The 16818-nt window shown below is 72.1% G+C and carries 13 protein-coding genes and 1 pseudogene; 10 read left to right on the top strand and 4 right to left on the bottom strand.

The genetic code is table 11. The features are described 5' to 3' along the window. The first annotated feature begins 76 nt into the window (after positions 1 to 76). The gene (locus tag GHR20_RS31315; RefSeq protein ID WP_243878183.1) at positions 77 to 1675 is read left to right on the top strand and encodes a M1 family metallopeptidase; all 1599 of its coding nucleotides are present in this window, start codon (positions 77 to 79) and stop codon (positions 1673 to 1675) included. Positions 1676 to 1904: 229 nt separating this feature from the next. Further along, positions 1905 to 3911, top strand: coding sequence for a peptidoglycan recognition family protein (locus tag GHR20_RS31310; RefSeq protein ID WP_153815062.1), 2007 nt, complete (start codon positions 1905 to 1907; stop codon positions 3909 to 3911). Positions 3912 to 3925: 14 nt separating this feature from the next. Here the strand turns inward: GHR20_RS31310 and GHR20_RS31305 are convergent, their stop codons facing one another. Further along, complete coding sequence (locus GHR20_RS31305; protein ID WP_243878182.1) at positions 3926 to 4672, bottom strand: L,D-transpeptidase family protein; 747 nt, start codon at positions 4670 to 4672, stop codon at positions 3926 to 3928. Positions 4673 to 4821: 149 nt separating this feature from the next. On the opposite strand from GHR20_RS31305, the pseudogene GHR20_RS31300 reads away from it, so the two are divergent. From GHR20_RS31300 to GHR20_RS31285, 4 genes and pseudogenes are all read left to right on the top strand, one after another. Beyond that, positions 4822 to 6647, top strand: a pseudogene (locus tag GHR20_RS31300) (ABC transporter ATP-binding protein). Then, positions 6644 to 8425 (top strand): ABC transporter ATP-binding protein, encoded by a 1782-nt coding sequence (locus GHR20_RS31295; protein WP_153815061.1) that lies wholly within the window; start codon positions 6644 to 6646, stop codon positions 8423 to 8425. The pseudogene GHR20_RS31300 and the gene GHR20_RS31295 overlap by 4 nt, the downstream one beginning before the upstream one ends. A 210-nt stretch (positions 8426 to 8635) precedes the next feature. Next, positions 8636 to 9112, top strand: a complete 477-nt coding sequence (locus GHR20_RS31290) for a DUF5709 domain-containing protein (RefSeq protein WP_148026108.1) — start codon at positions 8636 to 8638, stop codon at positions 9110 to 9112. A 60-nt stretch (positions 9113 to 9172) separates the two neighbouring features. Beyond that, positions 9173 to 9436 (top strand): type B 50S ribosomal protein L31, encoded by a 264-nt coding sequence (locus GHR20_RS31285; protein WP_148026109.1) that lies wholly within the window; start codon positions 9173 to 9175, stop codon positions 9434 to 9436. Positions 9437 to 9504: 68 nt separating this feature from the next. On the opposite strand, the gene GHR20_RS31280 is transcribed toward GHR20_RS31285, so the two are convergent. Further along, positions 9505 to 10299 carry a metal-dependent hydrolase gene (locus GHR20_RS31280; protein ID WP_148026110.1) on the bottom strand — a complete coding sequence of 265 codons (795 nt, stop codon included), beginning with the start codon at positions 10297 to 10299 and terminating at the stop codon, positions 9505 to 9507. A gap of 145 nt (positions 10300 to 10444) precedes the next feature. Between GHR20_RS31280 and GHR20_RS31275 the strand changes: the two genes are divergently transcribed. After that, positions 10445 to 12958, top strand: coding sequence for a DEAD/DEAH box helicase (locus tag GHR20_RS31275; RefSeq protein ID WP_161214972.1), 2514 nt, complete (start codon positions 10445 to 10447; stop codon positions 12956 to 12958). 19 nt (positions 12959 to 12977) lie between these two features. Further along, positions 12978 to 13847 (top strand): acyl-CoA thioesterase II, encoded by an 870-nt coding sequence (locus GHR20_RS31270; protein WP_111583696.1) that lies wholly within the window; start codon positions 12978 to 12980, stop codon positions 13845 to 13847. Here GHR20_RS31270 and GHR20_RS38415 read toward each other — a convergent pair. Both GHR20_RS38415 and GHR20_RS31260 read right to left on the bottom strand, forming a co-directional pair. After that, entirely contained in the window at positions 13834 to 15048 is a 1215-nt protein-coding gene (locus tag GHR20_RS38415; protein WP_343336027.1) for a DUF6397 family protein, read from the bottom strand. The two genes, GHR20_RS31270 and GHR20_RS38415, sit on opposite strands and share 14 nt — an antisense overlap. A gap of 126 nt (positions 15049 to 15174) precedes the next feature. After that, entirely contained in the window at positions 15175 to 15588 is a 414-nt protein-coding gene (locus tag GHR20_RS31260; protein ID WP_111583698.1) for a roadblock/LC7 domain-containing protein, read from the bottom strand. 92 nt (positions 15589 to 15680) lie between these two features. Between GHR20_RS31260 and GHR20_RS31255 the strand changes: the two genes are divergently transcribed. Both GHR20_RS31255 and GHR20_RS31250 read left to right on the top strand, forming a co-directional pair. Next, positions 15681 to 16109: a PPOX class F420-dependent oxidoreductase gene (locus GHR20_RS31255; protein WP_153815060.1), complete on the top strand. Its 429-nt coding sequence runs from the start codon at positions 15681 to 15683 to the stop codon at positions 16107 to 16109. Positions 16110 to 16217: 108 nt separating this feature from the next. After that, a complete protein-coding gene (locus GHR20_RS31250; RefSeq protein ID WP_153815059.1) occupies positions 16218 to 16817 on the top strand; it encodes a class I SAM-dependent methyltransferase in 600 nt (199 codons plus the stop codon). Position 16818 lies beyond the last annotated feature (1 nt).

Below are 16818 nucleotides of genomic sequence, written 5' to 3'. Positions count from 1 at the left end.
TCGGAGCGCATCTGGCGCATCGTCACCCTGACGGAGATTTAGTGCTATAAACTGATCAAACTGGCATAGTGCGTGCATGGAGATCATGTCCGCAGGCGGCCCGGCAGGACCCCCGAGCCAGGGGGCGGGGAAGGCGCACGGCACGCGACGCCCCCGCCGCATGGCCCTCGCCCTCGCCGGTGCCCTCACCCTCACCGGCGCCGCCCTCTGCCACGACCTGCTCCCGCGCGGCGGCCACGGCTCAGCCGCGCCCGGCCCGGCCGCCGCACCGGGGCGCGCCACCGCCTCGGGCCCGGCGGGCGGCGCGCCCCCGTCCCCTGGCGCCCCCGGCATCGGCGACCCGCTGATGCCGCTCGCCGGGAACGGCGGCTACGCGGTCCGCCGTTACACGCTGGACTTCGACTGGCAGGCGCCCCGGACGCCGTTCGAGGCGGGCGCCACCATCAGCGCCACCGCCACCCAGGCCCTGTCCCGCTTCGACCTCGACTTCGCGGGAAACACGCTGCACCGGGTCACGGTCGACGGCGTCCCGGCCGGGTTCGTCCGCGACGGCGACGAACTCGTCGTCACCCCGGCCCGGCCGATCCCCCGCGGCCGCGCCTTCACCGTCCATGTCGCCTACACCGCCGACCCTACCCAGCAGCGCCACCGCGACGACGCGATCCGGGACTACGGCTGGGTGCCCACGCCCGACGGCACCGTGGTCTGCGCCCAGCCCGACGGTGCCAAGATGATCTTCCCGGCGGACGACCATCCGAGCCTGCGCGCACCGATCACCTTTCGCGTCACCACACCGGCGGACATCGGCGCGGTGGCCAACGGACGCCTCGTCAGCACCACCTCCCGGCCCGGCGGCCGGGTCGAACGGACCTACGACTCCGAGCAGCCGATCGCGGCTCAGCTGGTCCAGCTGGCGATCGGCAGATTCCGCGTCGTCGACAGCAGCGGGCCGCACGGTCTGCCGGTCCGTGACGTGGTCCCGGACGACCTGGTCGGCGATACCGAGGAGTACCGCTCGCTCACCCCGGAACACCTGGCGTGGCTCGAACAGCGGCTCGGGCCGTATCCGTTCCGCCGCTACGGCGTGCTGGTCGGGGACACCGAGCTGCCGGTGGCGCTGGAGACCCAGTCGCTGTCCGTCGTACCGAAGGACGATCTGCTCGGCGACCGGGTCGACGCCGAACGCAACCTCGTGCACGAGCTGACGCACCATTGGACCGGCGACAGCGTCGCCATCAGGCGCTGGTCCGACCTGTGGCTGAGCGAGGGTCACGCCCGTTTCTACGAGCGGCTGTACTCCGACTCGCACGGCGGCGTCAGCCTGGACGACGCGATGCGCGACGCCTACGCACAGCACGACCAGTGGCGCCACGACGACGGCGCGCCCGCCGAACCCGGCGCCGACACGCTGTTCAAGGTGATGCGCTACGACGGCTCGGCCCTGGTGCTGTACGCCCTGCGGGAGAAGGTCGGCGCCGCGGCCTTCGAGCGGATCGAGAAGTCCTGGGTGAGCACCTACCGGGGCCGCGCGGCCGGCACCCGGGACTTCGTCGACCTGGCCTCCAGGGTCGCGAGACAGGACCTGAAACCCTTTCTGACCGCCTGGCTCTACGGGCCGCACACCCCGCCCATGCCGGGTCACCCCGACTGGCAGGTCGACCCGGTCGAGGACTGACCCGGAATGCCGTCCGTCACCGCCCCGTACGGGCGCCCGCGCTGACGGGCCGTCGGAGCGGAGTCGCTGCCGCCGACCGGGTGGCCTCTGCCGGGCCGCTGGTCCACCCCGGTGACGGTTGGCGCGACGGGACACGCGGGGCACGGAAACGTACAAGGGGTGGTTGTCAGGGGCAACTCCTTTGTCCTGGCTGCGAAGAGCGCGATGAACATGTTTGGAGACCCGTGCCATGAAAAGACCCACCGCTCCACGTGTCCCCAACGGCCGCGTGTGCCGCCGGACCGCATGCGCCATCGGATCGGCGGCCCTCCTGGCGCCCCTGCTGCTCACCCCGCTGACCGACGACGACGCTCCCGAGCAGCGCCTCCAGGTCGCCTTCACCGATGCCGCCCACGACTTCCATGTGCCGCGCAGTGTGCTGATGAGCGTGTCCTATGTGCAGACCCGCTGGGACGCCCACCCGGGCTCCCCGAGCGTCGCGGGCGGTTATGGGCCGATGCATCTGGTGGACACCAGCCGGTTCCCGGCCGCCTCGCCCACCCCGGGCGTCCAGGGCGGTGGCGCGCTCCAGCCCAGCGCGGGGGCGGCGGGGGCGCCCGCCGCGCGGCCGGACGGTGTGCTGGCCGGCCGGTCCGTGAAGCCGGCCGACCTCCAGCGCGCCGCCCGGCTGACCGACGCCCCGGCCGGGCGGCTGCGCACGGATGCCACCGCCAATGTGCGCGGCGGCGCCGCCCTGCTGGCGGCCACCCAGCAGCAGCTGGGCAAGTCCTTGAGCGACGACCCCGCGGACTGGTGGGAGGCGGTGGAACGTTTCCCCGGCACTCCTGACGTCACGTCGGCCGCGGCCTACGCGAACGACGTCTTCTCGGTGATCCGCAAGGGCGCCCACCGCACCACCGCCGAGGGCCAGGAGGTCTCCCTGCCCGCGAGCCCCTCCGTGAGCCCCCACACCGTGCGCACGGAGAAGCCCCAGCACGCCAAGGGGACGGAGTGCCCGGCCGAGGTGTCCTGCGACTGGCTCGCGGCGCCGTACGTGGAGATCGACGACGACGGCGACTACGGCAACCACGACCTCGCCGACCGGCCCCGCGACCAGAAGATCGAGTACATCGTCATCCACGACACCGAGGCCAAGCTGTCGAGCATGTTCCAGACGGTCCAGGACCCGACCGAGGCGTCCTGGCACTACTCGATCCGCTCCAGCGACGGCCATGTCACCCAGCACGTCCAGACCAAGGACGAGGCATGGCACTCCGGCAACCAGTACGTCAACGCCCGCTCCATCGGCATCGAGCACGAGGGCTTCCTCCGGCAGCCGGGCACCTGGTTCACCGAACAGATGTACAGAACCTCGGCCCGCCTGGTGCGCTATCTGGCGAAGAAGTACGACGTTCCGCTCGACCGGCAGCACATCTTCGGCCATGACAACGTGCCCTCGCCGACCGGCGACTCCATCCCCGACATGCACGACGACCCGGGCCCCTTCTGGGACTGGCGCCACTACTTCGACCTCCTCGGCGCGCCCCTGAAGGCCACCGCCGGGCCGAACAGCGACATGGTGACGATCCTGCCGGACTACGCCACCCATTCGCCCACGTTCACGGGCTGCCTCAAGCCCGGGGCGCCGTGCCCGAAGCACGGCTCCAGCGCCGTCCGCATGTACACCCGGCCGGACGAGAAGGCGCCGCTGATCCAGGACCCGGGCCGTCACCCGGACGGCGGGGGCTCCACGCTGGACGTCGACGACCTGGGGGCGCGCGCCTCGGCCGGGCAGACCTTCGCCGTCGCCGAGCGCCGGGGCGACTGGACGGCGGTCTGGTATCAGGGTCACAAGGCGTGGTTCAAGAACCCGAAGACGCAGGCGACGGCGGTCGGCGCGGCCGGAAAGATGGTGACCCCCAAGGAGGGCCTCGAGGAGATCCCGGTCTTCGGCCGCGCCCTGCCCGAGGAGGACGCCTACCCGGAGGGCATGGACGAGGAGCCCGAGGCGCCGCTCCCCTACCACTTCCGCGCGGGCCAGCGGTACGTCACCGAGGGCACCATCGACAGTTCCTTCGTGCCGCGCTCGGCCTTCGTCGACAGCCCCGAGCCGGTGGTCAGGGGCGACGAGACCTACTACCAGATCCAGTTCGACCACCGGATCGCCTACGTCCGCTCCAGCGATGTGGACGTGATCGGCTCGACCGTCACGGCGGGGCCGTCCTCGGCACCCCGGGGCGGCTCGACGGGGAACTGACGGCCGCGCGGCCCTCAGGCGCCGAGATCCGCCCGGTCCCCCATGACGACAACGGGGTGCCGGGCCGGGTCGAGCGTGCGCAGCAGCGTCTCCATGGCGCTCCTCGGCATGCTGACACAGGCCGAGGTGCCGCTCCCGTGGTCCAGGTGCAGCCAGATCCCCCCGCCCTTGGCCGCGCCCGAGGGGCGGGTACCGTCGCGCGGCGGGGTGCCCGGCACCCGGTTGTAGTCGATGGCGATGACGTAACCGAAGTCGTGCTGGTACGCCTTGGGCCACTCCTTCGGGGACGCGTAGGCGTAGATGTTGTGGTCGTACGGCAGCTTGCTCCCCGGGTCGGCGAACGTACCGCCCGCGGCGGACAGCGTGAACACACCCACCGGGCTGCGCTTGTCGTCCTCGTGGTGGTCGAGGGTCCAGCCGCGCCGCCCGTTGTGCGCCGCCCAGCCGCCTTCCTTGTGCCAGCCGCCGCCGCGGCGCACGTAGAGCACCACGTCGGACTCGGCCGAGTCCCGGCCCTCGCCGTACACGGCCACGACCTGGCGGGACCGCGCGGGTATCCGTGCGTACAGATGGCTGCCGACGCCGGGGATGCGGGCCGGGTCAGGGGCTGCCGCGGAACCGGAGGCGGTCGGCGCGGCCGGGCCGTGATGGCCGGGCGCGGCGCCGGACGAGGCCGTGCCGCAGGCCGAAAGAGTCGTCAGGAACAGGGTTCCGAGGGCCGCCACCCAGCGCGTCGAGCGCCGCACACTGTCTATATGCACCCGGCCATGCTGGCATGACGCCCGATTGACGCGAAAACCGTTTGAAATTCCCGACTCTGCGAAGCGACCCTTTCACGGCTTGTCCCGGGCCGCCGCCACCCCCGGCTGCCGCCGTTTCCTGACACGCTGTCACGAGCCATCTGGACGTCATGCGGATTCACGACCTTCCCTATCCCGACCCCGGCGTGCCCGACGCGCGCTCGGGGCCCCGACTCCTGTGGTGGCTCTGGCGTAACCAGCTGGGCGGCCAGCTCAAGGCGCTCGCCTGGGGGCTGCTCCACTTCGTCGCCGTGTCCGCGCTGCCCTTCTGCGTCGGATTCGCCGTCCAGGCCGTCGTGGACCGGTCCGGCTCCCGGCTGGCCCTGACGGGCGCGCTGATGCTGCTGTGCGGCACGGCCATCGCGGTGGGCGACACCTTCCTGCACCGGGCCGCCGTCACCAACTGGATCACCGCCGCCGCCCGCGTCCAGCAGCTCCTCGCCCGCAAGGCCGCCGAACTCGGCTCGGCGCTCACCCGGCGGGTGGCGGCCGGCGAGGTGGTCGCCGTGTCCACCGGCGACGTGGAGAAGATCGGCTGGTTCGTGGAGGCGGTGTCCCGCTTCACCGCCGCCGCGGTGACGGTCGTCGTCGTCTGCGTCGGCCTCCTCGTCTACCAGCCCGCGCTCGGCACGGTCGTCGCCGCCGGACTCCCCGTCGTGGCCCTCGCCGTGCTGCCGCTGCTGCCGCGTGCCACCCGCCGCGCCGACGTACAGCGCGAGAAGGCGGGCCGCGCCACCGAGCTGGCCTCGGACACCGTCGCCGGACTGCGGGTGCTGCGCGGCATCGGCGGCGAGGAGCTCTTCCTCGACCGCTACCGCCACGCCTCCCAGGAGGTACGGCACGCGGCCGTGCGCAGCGCCCGCATGTGGTCGCTGATCTCGGCCGTGCAGGTACTGCTGCCGGGCCTGCTGCTGATCGCGGTCGTCTGGTACGGCGTCCATCTGGTCCGCGAGGGCCGTATCGCCGTCGGTGAACTGGTCACCGTCTACAGCTTGGTGATGGTCCTCAGCTATCCCCCCTGCAGCACTTCGAAGAGATCGCCATGTCCTACTCCTTCTCCCGCCCGTCGGCCAAGCGGGCCGCGCGGGTGCTGTCGTTGGAGCGGTCTGCGGCGGACGGAGACGCCCGCGAATCGGCGGGCGGCGACCGGGCGGAGGTGCCCACCGGTGATCTGTACGACCCCGCCACCGGGCTGACCGCGCCGGCCGGGCGGCTCACCGCGGTGGTGTGCGGCGACCCGGACGCGGCCGGCCGGCTCGCGGAACGGCTCGGCGGCCACCCCACGGAACCGGGCCGCTCGGTGCTGCTCGGCGGGACGCCGCTGGACGAACTCCCCCTGGACCTCGCCCGGACCGCCGTCCTCGTCCAGGACAAGGACCCGGTGCTGCTCTCCGGGACCCTGCGCGAGCTGCTCGACGTGCCCGCCTCCGGCGCCGTCACGGCCGCCGACGCGCTCGCGGCCGCGCGCTGCGAGGACGTCCTGGACGCCCTGGTGCAGGGCTCCCTGGACGCCGCCGACCCGATGGACGCCCGCATCACCGAGCGCGGACGGTCCCTGTCCGGCGGCCAGCGCCAACGGCTCGCCCTGGCCCGCTCCCTGGTCACCGACCCGGAGGTACTGGTGCTGGACGAGCCGACCTCTGCGGTCGACTCGCATACCGAGGCCCGCATCGCCGACGGGCTGCGCCGGCTGCGCTCGGGGCGCACCACGGTGGTGTTCACCTCCTCCCCGCTGCTCCTGGACCGCGCCGACGGGGTGGTCCTGGTCCATGAGGACGAGGTCGTGGCGACCGGCACGCACCGGGAGCTGTTCGAGGGCGAGCCCCGGTACCGGGCCGTGGTGACACGCGAGACGGACGACGAACCGGCCACCGCCGACGAGGACATCCTGCTGGACACCCTCGGGGAGCTGGCAGAGATCGAGGAGAGCGCATGATCGGCGTCGCACCACCGGCCGACGACCCGGCGGCCCCGACGACCGCCACCACCCTGCCCGTCGGCTCCGCCGCGACCGTACGGGCCTACGTCGCCGAACTGTTCCGCCGGCACCGCACCGCCTTCCTGCTGCTGATCACCGTGAACACGGTGGCCGTGATCGCCTCCATGGCCGGCCCCTACCTGCTCGGCGACCTGGTCCAGCGGCTGTCGGACGGCGGAAGGGAACTGCATCTCGGCCTCACCAGCGGCCTGTTCCTGCTGGCGCTCGCCGTACAGGCGGTGTTCGTCCGGCAGGTGCGGCTGCGCGGCGCCATGCTCGGCGAACGGATGCTCGCCGACCTGCGCGAGGACTTTCTCGTCCGCTCGGTCGGGCTGCCGCCCGGCGTGCTGGAACGGGCCGGCACCGGCGACCTGCTCTCCCGCATCACCACCGACATCGACCGCCTGGCCAACGCCATGCGCGAGGCCGTACCGCAGCTCGCGATCGGGGTCGTATGGGCCCTGCTGCTGCTCGGCGGGCTGGTGGTGACGGCCCCGCCGCTCGCGGCCGCCGTGCTGCTCGCTGTGCCGGTGCTGGTGGCCGGATTCCGCTGGTACTTCAAGCGGGCACCCGCCGGCTACCGCTCGGAGGCCGCCGGGTACGCGGCCGTCGCCGCCGCCCTCGCCGAGACCGTGGACGCGGGTCACACCATCGAGGCGCACCGTCTGGGCGCGCGCCGCGTCGTCCTGTCCGAGCGGCGGATCAAGTCCTGGACCGCATGGGAGAGGTACACGCTCTGGCTGCGGTCCGTGCTGTTCCCGGTCGTCAGCGCCACCCACGTCATCGTGCTCGGCTCGGTCCTGATGGTGGGCGGCACGCTCGTCCTGCACGGCTGGCTCGGGGTGGGCCGCCTGATCACGGGCGCGCTCGTGGCCCAGATGCTCGTCGACCCGGTGAATCTGATCCTGCGCTGGTACGACGAGGTGCAGGTGGCCCAGGTGTCGCTCGCCCGCCTCGTCGGGGTCCGGGAGATCGAGCCGGGCGCCGGGGACGCGTCGGTGGCGCCCGACGGGCGGGACGTGCGCGCCGACCGGGTGCGCTTCGGCTACCGGGAGGGCGTCGACGTGCTCCGCGAGGTGTCCCTTCAGGTCGCGCCGGGCACCCGGCTCGCCCTGGTCGGCCCCTCGGGCGCGGGCAAGTCCACCCTGGGCCGGCTGCTCGCCGGGATCTACGCGCCCCGGGACGGCCGGGTCACCCTCGGCGGGGCCGAGCTGTCCCGGATGCCGGCCGAGCACGTCCGCTCGCACGTCGCCCTGGTCAACCAGGAGCACCACGTCTTCGTCGGCTCCCTGCGGGACAACCTGCTGCTCGCCCGGGACGGCGCCGACGACGCGGAGCTGTGGGCGGCCCTCGGTGCCGTGGACGCCGACGGCTGGGCGCGGGCCCTGGACGAGGGCCTGGACACCGAGGTCGGCTCCGGCGGGCTGACGCTGACCCCGGCGCAGGCCCAGCAGATCGCGCTGGCCCGGCTGGTCCTGGCAGATCCGCACACCCTGGTCCTGGACGAGGCGACCTCGCTCCTGGACCCGCGCGCGGCCCGTCATCTGGAGCGCTCCCTCGCCCGGGTCCTGGACGGCCGCACGGTCGTCGCCATCGCCCACCGGCTGCACACCGCCCACGACGCCGATGTGATCGCCGTGGTGGAGAGCGGCCGGATCAGCGAGCTGGGCAGTCATGACGACCTGGTCGCGGCGGGCGGCGCGTACGCGGCCCTGTGGCGGTCCTGGCACGGCTGAGCGTCCGGTCCGGGCGTCCTCCTCGGGGGCCGCCCGGGCCCTGTGCCGTTGCGCGGTGGCGAGCAGCAGTGGAAGGCTGGAGAGCGGCACCGGCTCGGGTTTCGCCCGGGAACCTCCCGGTCCGCGCCGTGTGGCATCCGTGCCGCGTGTGCCGACGGCCCGCCGCCCGCTTCGGCGGTATCCGGCCGTCCTCACCACCTGGAGGTAGTCGTGGACAGCGCCGACAGCTGGGGGGACGACGTCTACCAGCCCGATCCCGACCCCTCGGAGGGGCGGGAGGACTCGGGGGTGCTCGACGTCGAGGACACTCTGGACTTCGACGGCGTCGACGACCCCCTCGACCGCGGCTGGTCGCCTCCGGAGCGCCCCTGGGCGGTGGAACACGACGGCGTGACCGCGTCCGAGCGCAGGGCGGGCGAGACCCTCGATCAGCGCCTCGCCGAGGAGATGCCCGACCGGGAGGTCCCCGACGACGACGGCATCGGTGATTGCGAGGGCACCGACGGGGAACTCCTCGACAACGAGGTCGGTGATCTGCGCTCCGGCCGCCTGGTGGCGCCCGACGAAGGGGCGCACGAGGACGAGGAGGCCGCCCTGGTCGCCAGCGACGTCGGCATCGACGGCGCCGCCGCCTCCGCGGAGGAGGCCGCGATGCACATCGTGGACGAGGACTCCGTCTCCGGTTGACCTCCGGGACCCGGCCGTCCCGCCCGCGCCCTGCCCGACCGCCCCGCGCAAGGAGCCGCCATGCAGCAGGACAAGCACCCCGACTACCACGCCGTGGTCTTCCGCGACCGCGCCGCGGGCTACGCGTTCCTGACCCGGTCCACCGCGCGGAGCGAGCAGACCATCGACTGGGACGACGGCGAGTCCTACCCGGTGATCGACGTGGAGATCTCCTCGGAGAGCCACCCCTTCTACACGGGCAAGGCCCGTCAGGTCGACACCGAGGGCCGCATCGCCCGCTTCGAGCGCCGCTACGGCGAGGCGGGCGCGGGCGACGCCACCTGATCCGGCGGGGGGGCCCAGATCATCGGGCGCGCTCGGATCTACGGGCGGACTCGAATCAACGGGCGGGCTCAGATCATATTGAGGGCCGCCGCGCAGCCCACGCCGCCGAGCACCATGAACAGGGGCATGAGCACCTTCAGCTCGACCCAGCTGCCCGCCCGGAACCGGATCGCCTTCGGCGGGCCCACCGGGTACCAACGCTTGCGGCCCAGCGGTATCGGCCACAGGATCGGGCAGCCCGACACCGTCAGCGCGTCCCCGATGTCGTGCACCAGCGCGCCCAGCACGATCGGCAGCCCCAGCCATATGTACTGCTGACCGGGCTCGGTGAACAGCCAGTCCGAGCCGTTGCCGGGCTTGTCGAGCACGCCCGCCAGGATCCACGCGGAGGCCGCCGCCAGCAGCCAGACCAATATGTCGCTGCTGGAGCCCCGGGCCGCCCGCCACAGCAGGCCCTCGATCGCCAGCACCATGTGCACGAACAGGATCGCCAGCACCGCCCAGCGGCCCCCGGTGATCGCCGCCGCCGAGGCGCCCGCACCGATCAGGACCGCCCACACCCAGGTGTGCGTCAGCGTGCGGTGGCCGCCGGAGCGGCGCGGGTCGCCCTTCATCCTGGTCGCCTTGTAGACGGCGTAGGACAGCTTGTCCACGATCTCGCAGAGCCAGCGCGATATGGGCCCGAAGGCGTGCGAGATGGTGGCGGCCTTGTGATCGAGGTCCGGTGCGAGCGCGGCACCAGCGCAGATCAGGGCGCCGACCAGCAGGACCGGCCAGGGCATCGGGTGCCCGGCCGCGGCGGCGGCCGCCCCGACGCCGAGCCAGGCCGCGGCTCCCGACAGTGAGTGTGCTGGTCCCATCATGGCCGCTTCCCGCCCCATTCCTCATATACCGCTGTCCAGTTGACACGGTGCGCTGACGCTCCGTCGGCGACACAGCGTAGCTGCCATGATCTTCGCCGCCCCAGCCGATTCCCCGATCAGGGAGGAGGGCAGGCAAGATGGGAGGGTGACCCTCATCGATCAGCTGCCGCCGACCGCCGACCCCGACGCCCTCTACGAAGCCTTCGAGTCGTGGGCCCAGGAGCGCGGCCTCACCCTCTACCCGCACCAGGAAGAGGCGCTGATCGAAGCGGTGTCCGGGGCGAACGTGATCGTCTCCACGCCCACCGGCTCCGGCAAGAGCATGATCGCCGCGGGCGCGCACTTCGCGGCGCTGGCCCGGGACGAGGTCACCTTCTACACGGCGCCGATCAAGGCGCTGGTGTCCGAGAAGTTCTTCGAGCTGTGCAAGCTGTTCGGCACCGAGAACGTCGGCATGCTCACCGGCGACGCCTCCGTGAACGCCGACGCCCCCGTGATCTGCTGCACCGCCGAGGTGCTGGCCTCGATCGCGTTGCGTGACGGCAAGAACGCGGACGTGGGCCAGGTCGTCATGGACGAGTTCCACTTCTACGCGGAGGGTGACCGAGGCTGGGCCTGGCAGATTCCGCTGCTGGAACTGCCCCAGGCGCAGTTCATCCTGATGTCCGCCACTTTGGGCGATGTGTCGTTCTTCGAGAAGGATCTCGCCCGCCGCACCGGCCGCCCGACCGCGGTGGTCCGCTCGGCGACCCGCCCGGTGCCGCTCTCCTACGAGTACAAGCTGACGCCGCTCACCGAGACGCTCACCGAGCTGCTGGAGAGCAAGCAGGCGCCGGTGTACATCGTCCACTTCACCCAGGCGCAGGCCGTGGAGCGGGCCCAGGCGCTGATGAGCATCAACATGTGCTCGCGCGAGGAGAAGGACCAGATCGCCGAGCTGATCGGCAATTTCCGCTTCACCACGAAATTCGGCCGCAACCTCTCCCGTTACGTCCGGCACGGCATCGGCGTACACCACGCCGGCATGCTGCCCAAGTACCGGCGACTGGTGGAGAAGCTCGCCCAGGCAGGTCTGCTGAAGGTGATCTGCGGCACGGACACGCTCGGCGTCGGTGTCAACGTGCCCATCCGCACCGTGCTCTTCACCGCGCTGACCAAGTACGACGGCAGCCGGGTGCGGACCCTGCGGGCGCGCGAGTTCCACCAGATCGCGGGCCGGGCCGGGCGGGCCGGGTTCGACACGGCGGGCCTCGTCGTCGCCCAGGCGCCGGAGCACGTCATCGAGAACGAGAAGGCACTGGCGAAGGCGGGCGACGACCCGAAGAAGCGGCGCAAGGTGGTGCGCAAGAAGGCGCCGGAGGGCTTTGTCGCCTGGACGGAGAACACCTTCCAGAAGCTGATCGACTCGGAGCCGGAGCCGCTGACGTCCCGTTTCCGGGTGACGCACACCATGCTGCTGTCGGTGATCGCCCGGCCGGGCAACGCCTTCGCGGCGATGCGCCACCTCCTGGAGGACAACCACGAGCCGCGCAAGCAGCAGCTGCGGCACATCCGCCGGGCGATCGCGATCTACCGGTCGCTGCTCGACGGCGGCATCGTGGAGAAGCTCGACAAGCCCGACGCCGAGGGGCGCATCGTGCGGCTCACGGTCGACCTCCAGCAGGACTTCGCGCTCAACCAGCCGCTCTCCACCTTCGCCCTCGCCTCCTTCGAACTCCTCGACCCCGAGTCGCCTTCCTACGCTCTCGACATGGTGTCCGTGGTGGAGTCCACGCTGGACGACCCGCGGCAGATCCTCGTCGCCCAGCAGAACAAGGCGCGCGGCGAGGCGGTGGCCGCGATGAAGGCCGACGGCGTCGAGTACGAGGAGCGCATGGAGCGTCTCCAGGACGTCACCTACCCGAAGCCGCTGGAAGAGCTGCTCTTCCACGCCTACAACACCTACCGCAAGAGTCACCCCTGGGTCGGCGACCACCCGCTGTCGCCGAAGTCGGTCGTCCGTGACATGTACGAACGGGCGATGTCCTTCACCGAGTTGGTGTCCTTCTACGAGCTGGCCCGCACCGAGGGCATCGTGCTGCGCTACCTGGCCAGCGCCTACAAGACCCTCGACCACACCATCCCGGACGACCTGAAGTCCGAGGATCTCCAGGATCTGATCGAGTGGCTCGGGGAGATGGTGCGCCAGGTGGACTCCAGCCTGCTGGACGAGTGGGAGCAGCTGGCGAACCCCGAGGAGATGACCGCCGAGCAGGCCCAGGAGAAGGCCGACGAGGTCAAGCCCGTCACCACCAACGCGCGCGCCTTCCGGGTGCTGGTCCGCAACGCGCTGTTCCGCCGTGTGGAGCTGGCCGCGCTGGACCAGGTCGAGGAACTGGGCGAGATGGACGCCGAGTCCGGCTGGGACGCCGACGCGTGGGGCGAGGCGATGGACAAGTACTGGGACGAGTACGAGGATCTCGGCACCGGTCCCGACGCGCGCGGTCCCAAGCTGCTGGTCATCAAGGAGGAGCCGCAGAACGGTCTGTGGCGGGTCCGCCAGATCTTCGACGACCCGAACGACGACCACGACTGGGGTATCAGCGCGGAGGTCGACCTCACGGCCTCGGACGCCGAGGGCCGTGCGGTCCTCCGCGTCACCGACGTCGGCCAGCTGTGACCACAGGAGAATCCCACCCATGACGACGAACCCGGCCGAAAGACTGGTCGATCTGCTCGACCTGGAGCAGATCGAGGTCGACATCTTCCGCGGCCGAAGCCCGCAGGAGTCCCTCCAGCGGGTCTTCGGCGGCCAGGTGGCGGGCCAGGCCCTGGTCGCCGCCGGCCGCACCACGGACGGCGACCGTCCGGTGCACTCGCTGCACGCGTACTTCCTGCGCCCGGGCCGTCCGGGCGTGCCGATCGTGTACCAGGTGGAGCGGATCCGCGACGGGCGTTCGTTCACCACGCGCCGTGTCACCGCGGTGCAGCAGGGCCGCACGATCTTCAATCTGACCGCCTCCTTTCACAAGCCCGAGGAAGGACCGTTCGAGCACCAGCTGCCGCCCGCCCGTGAGCTGACGCGCCCCGAGTCACTGCCGACGGTGGCCGAGGAGATACGCAAGCACCTGGGCACGCTGCCGGAGCAGTTGGAGCGGATGGCGCGCCGCCAGCCCTTCGACATCCGGTACGCCGACCCGCTGCGCTGGACCGACGAGGAGGTGAAGGGCGCCGAGCCGCGCAGCGCGGTGTGGATGCGCGCGGTCGGTCCCCTGGGCGACGACCCGCTGGTCCACACCTGCGCGCTGACCTACGCCAGCGACATGACGCTCCTGGACGCGGTGCGCATCCCCATCGAACCGTTGTGGGGTCGCCGGAGCTTCGACATGGCCTCGCTCGACCACGCCATGTGGTTCCACCGGCCGTTCCGCGCCGACGAGTGGTTCCTGTACGACCAGGAGTCGCCAATCGCCACCGGCGGGCGTGGTCTCGCCCGCGGGCGGATCTACGACGTCGAGGGGCGACTGCTCGTCTCGGTCGTCCAGGAGGGACTGTTCAGGTCCCTGTAGCGGACCGCCGGCCGGGCTCGACCACGGATGCTCGGACCTCTGCGGGCCGCGGTGTCCCGCGTCGCAGCAAGGCACGCAGCCGGCGGGTGGAACGCATCGAGGCGGGCCCGGCTCCGGGGAACCGAGGTACGGGGGCAGGAGCGGGCCGTACCCGCGACGACGCGTGCCGCCGCTCCGGCGCGCGTCCGCCGCCGGGGATTCGGTGCGGCGTGACGGCCCGCACGAGCGGCTCCGCCGCCCCCGCCGTCCGCTCGGTCGTACCCGCCGTCGATCCGTCCGCGGTCTCCGTCGGTCCGTCCGCGCTCTCCGTCGGCCTCACCGGCGTCGGCATCGGTTCCACCGGTGCCGTGACCGTGCGCGCCATCGGCGGGATCGGCCGTGCCGTCGGACGTGTCGTCGGCCCGGTGCGGCGGGCGGCCGGGCGCGGGGCCGGCGACAGGGCCCGTGCTTCCTCGACCGAGTGCGCGAGGTCGCTGCGCAGCCACTCGATCTCGTCCGTGTCCTGCGCGGTCGTGATCTGCTCGACGACATGGGCGAACGAGGTTCCGGCGAGAGTCTGGCCGGGCAGTGCGGGCCGCAATCGGTTCACCCAGGCGCGCTCGTACGGGTCCTCGACGATGTCGGCGACCTCGACCGGCCGGAGCAGGGCGGCGAGGGCCCCGGCCCGGGCCCATGGGTCGTCCGCCTGTCGCAGCAGGCAGCCCAGTTGCCGCATGCGCCAGTTGCGGGCGCGCAGGTCCACGCCCTCCGCGAGCTGGCCTCGCAGCGTCTCGGGGGTGCGGCCCTTGAGCAGCTGTGTGTTCTCGGCGGCGGCCGCGAAGTGCTTCAGTTCCTCGGTGAGATAGAGCCAGACCACGGCGCCGTACCGGTTGACGTAGACCTTCACGGGCACGAGCAGACCCAGGCGGGCGAGCCGGGTGAAGCGGCCCGCGGAGATGTCCATCACCTCGGCGCCGTCGGCGGTGCCCACCACGCGCACCCGGTCGCGGAGCGTGTCCGGGAACCCGTCCTGCGCTCGGAGCCGGTCGATCTCCGCGCGCTCCACCAGCCGGCCCCCTCCCCCGCCCTCGTCGGGCACGGTCCGCACATGGCCGAGCTGGAGGGCGAGGTCGAACTCGCCTCGCAGCATGCCCAGTTCACGAGCGGCTCGGCCCGGGGTGCAGGTGTCGCAGCGGACTGGTTCAAAGGTGTGTGCCGACATGGTCGTACTCCCCGTGGAGTCGGTGGCTCACGCCCTGTGCGATCGCCGTGCACACACCGTAGCCGGATCGGCGCATCCCGTGGCGGGCCTGTGGATAACTCCCGTGGAGCTTTGAGAATTCGCAGGTCAGAGGTCTTTGTTCGGTGCCCGCTCGGGTTTCCGGGCGTCGACGCCGAGGTGTTCGCCGACCCGGTTGACGAGCAGGGTCATCTCGTACGCTATCTGCCCGATGTCGGCCTCCGCCCCGCTGAGCACGCACAGGCAACTGCCGGAGCCGGCCGCGGTCACGAACAGCACGGCGTCGTCGTACTCGATCATCGTCTGGCGCACCGCACCCGCGCTGAAGTGGCGCCCCGAGCCCTTTGCCAGGCTGTGCAGTCCGGATGCCACGGCGGCGAGGTGTTCGGCGTCCTCGCGGCGCAGCCCGGTGCTCGCACCGGTGACCAGTCCGTCGTTGGACAGGACCAGCGCGTGCCGTACGTCGTCCACACGTTCCGTCAGATCGTCCAGGAGCCAGCCGAGTCCCTGGTTCTGCGCCATGTCCCTCTCCCCGTGCGATCTTTCCCCCCTGGCCGGAGGAACCCTCCGCAAGCCTTCCCCACGTGCGGCGCAGGGGCAAGGAGGATGGGCGCATGGCACAGAAGATGACCGACGAGGAATGGCGGGCGTTCGTCTCAAAAGGCACCCGCACCGGCAAACTGTCCACCGTTCGCGCCGATGGGAGCCCGCATGTGGCCCCGGTCTGGTTCCTGCTGGACGGGGACGAACTGGTGCTTCTCACCGGCCGGGAGACCGTGAAAGGGCGCAATCTCGCCCGTGACGGGCGTGTCGCCCTGTGCGTGGACGACGACCGGCCGCCGTTCCATTTCGTAGTGCTCAGCGGTCACGCCCGGCTGTCCGAGGATCCGGCGGAACTGCGCCACTGGGCCGCGCGGGTCGCCGCCCGGTACATGGGTGAGGACCGTGCCGAGGAGTTCGGCGCCCGCAACGGCGTTCCCGGTGAGCTGCTGGTACGGGTCCCCGTAGAAGAGGTGGTGGCGATCCGGGACCTGGCGGACTGAGCGGCGACCCCGGCCGGCGTCCGGCGCGTCCACACCGCGTCCGGACGCGAGAGGCACCGCGGCGGAACGCGCGGCACCGGGCCACGGAATCAGGGCATCATGCGGGTCATGAGCGACGACCACGCACATGTCCAGGAGTTCTTCACCGCCCGGGCCGCCGGCTGGGACAGCAAGTTTCCCGACGACGGGCCCGCGTACGCGGCCGCCGTGGCCGGCCTCGGGCTGCGGGCGGGCGACCGCGCACTGGACGCGGGCTGCGGCACGGGGCGCGCGCTGCCCCCGCTGCGGGCCGCCGTGGGTTCCACCGGCGTGGTGCTCGGCGCCGATCTGACCCCGGCGATGCTCGCGGCCGCCGTCGCGGCGGGCCGGGACCGGGAGGGAGTGCTGCTGCTCGCGGACGTGGCCGCCCTGCCGCTGCGCGCGGAGTGCCTGGACGCCGTGTTCGCGGCGGGGCTGATCGCCCATCTGCCGCGCCCGGTGGAGAACCTGCGGGAGCTCGCCCGAGTGGTGCGGCCCGGCGGCCGGCTCGCCCTGTTCCATCCCATCGGCCGCGCGGCCCTGGCGGCGCGGCAGGGCCGGCAGATCACGCCGGAGGACCTGCGGGCCGAGCCCAACCTGCGCCCGCTGCTGTCCCGTTCGGGGTGGCGCATGACGTCGTACGTCGACGAAAACGACCGCTTCCTCGCCCTCGCCGTGCGCGAGGACTGAG

Source organism: Streptomyces sp. SUK 48, from assembly GCF_009650765.1.
Classification (GTDB): domain Bacteria; phylum Actinomycetota; class Actinomycetes; order Streptomycetales; family Streptomycetaceae; genus Streptomyces.
This window is presented reverse-complemented; position numbering and strand designations above follow the sequence as displayed.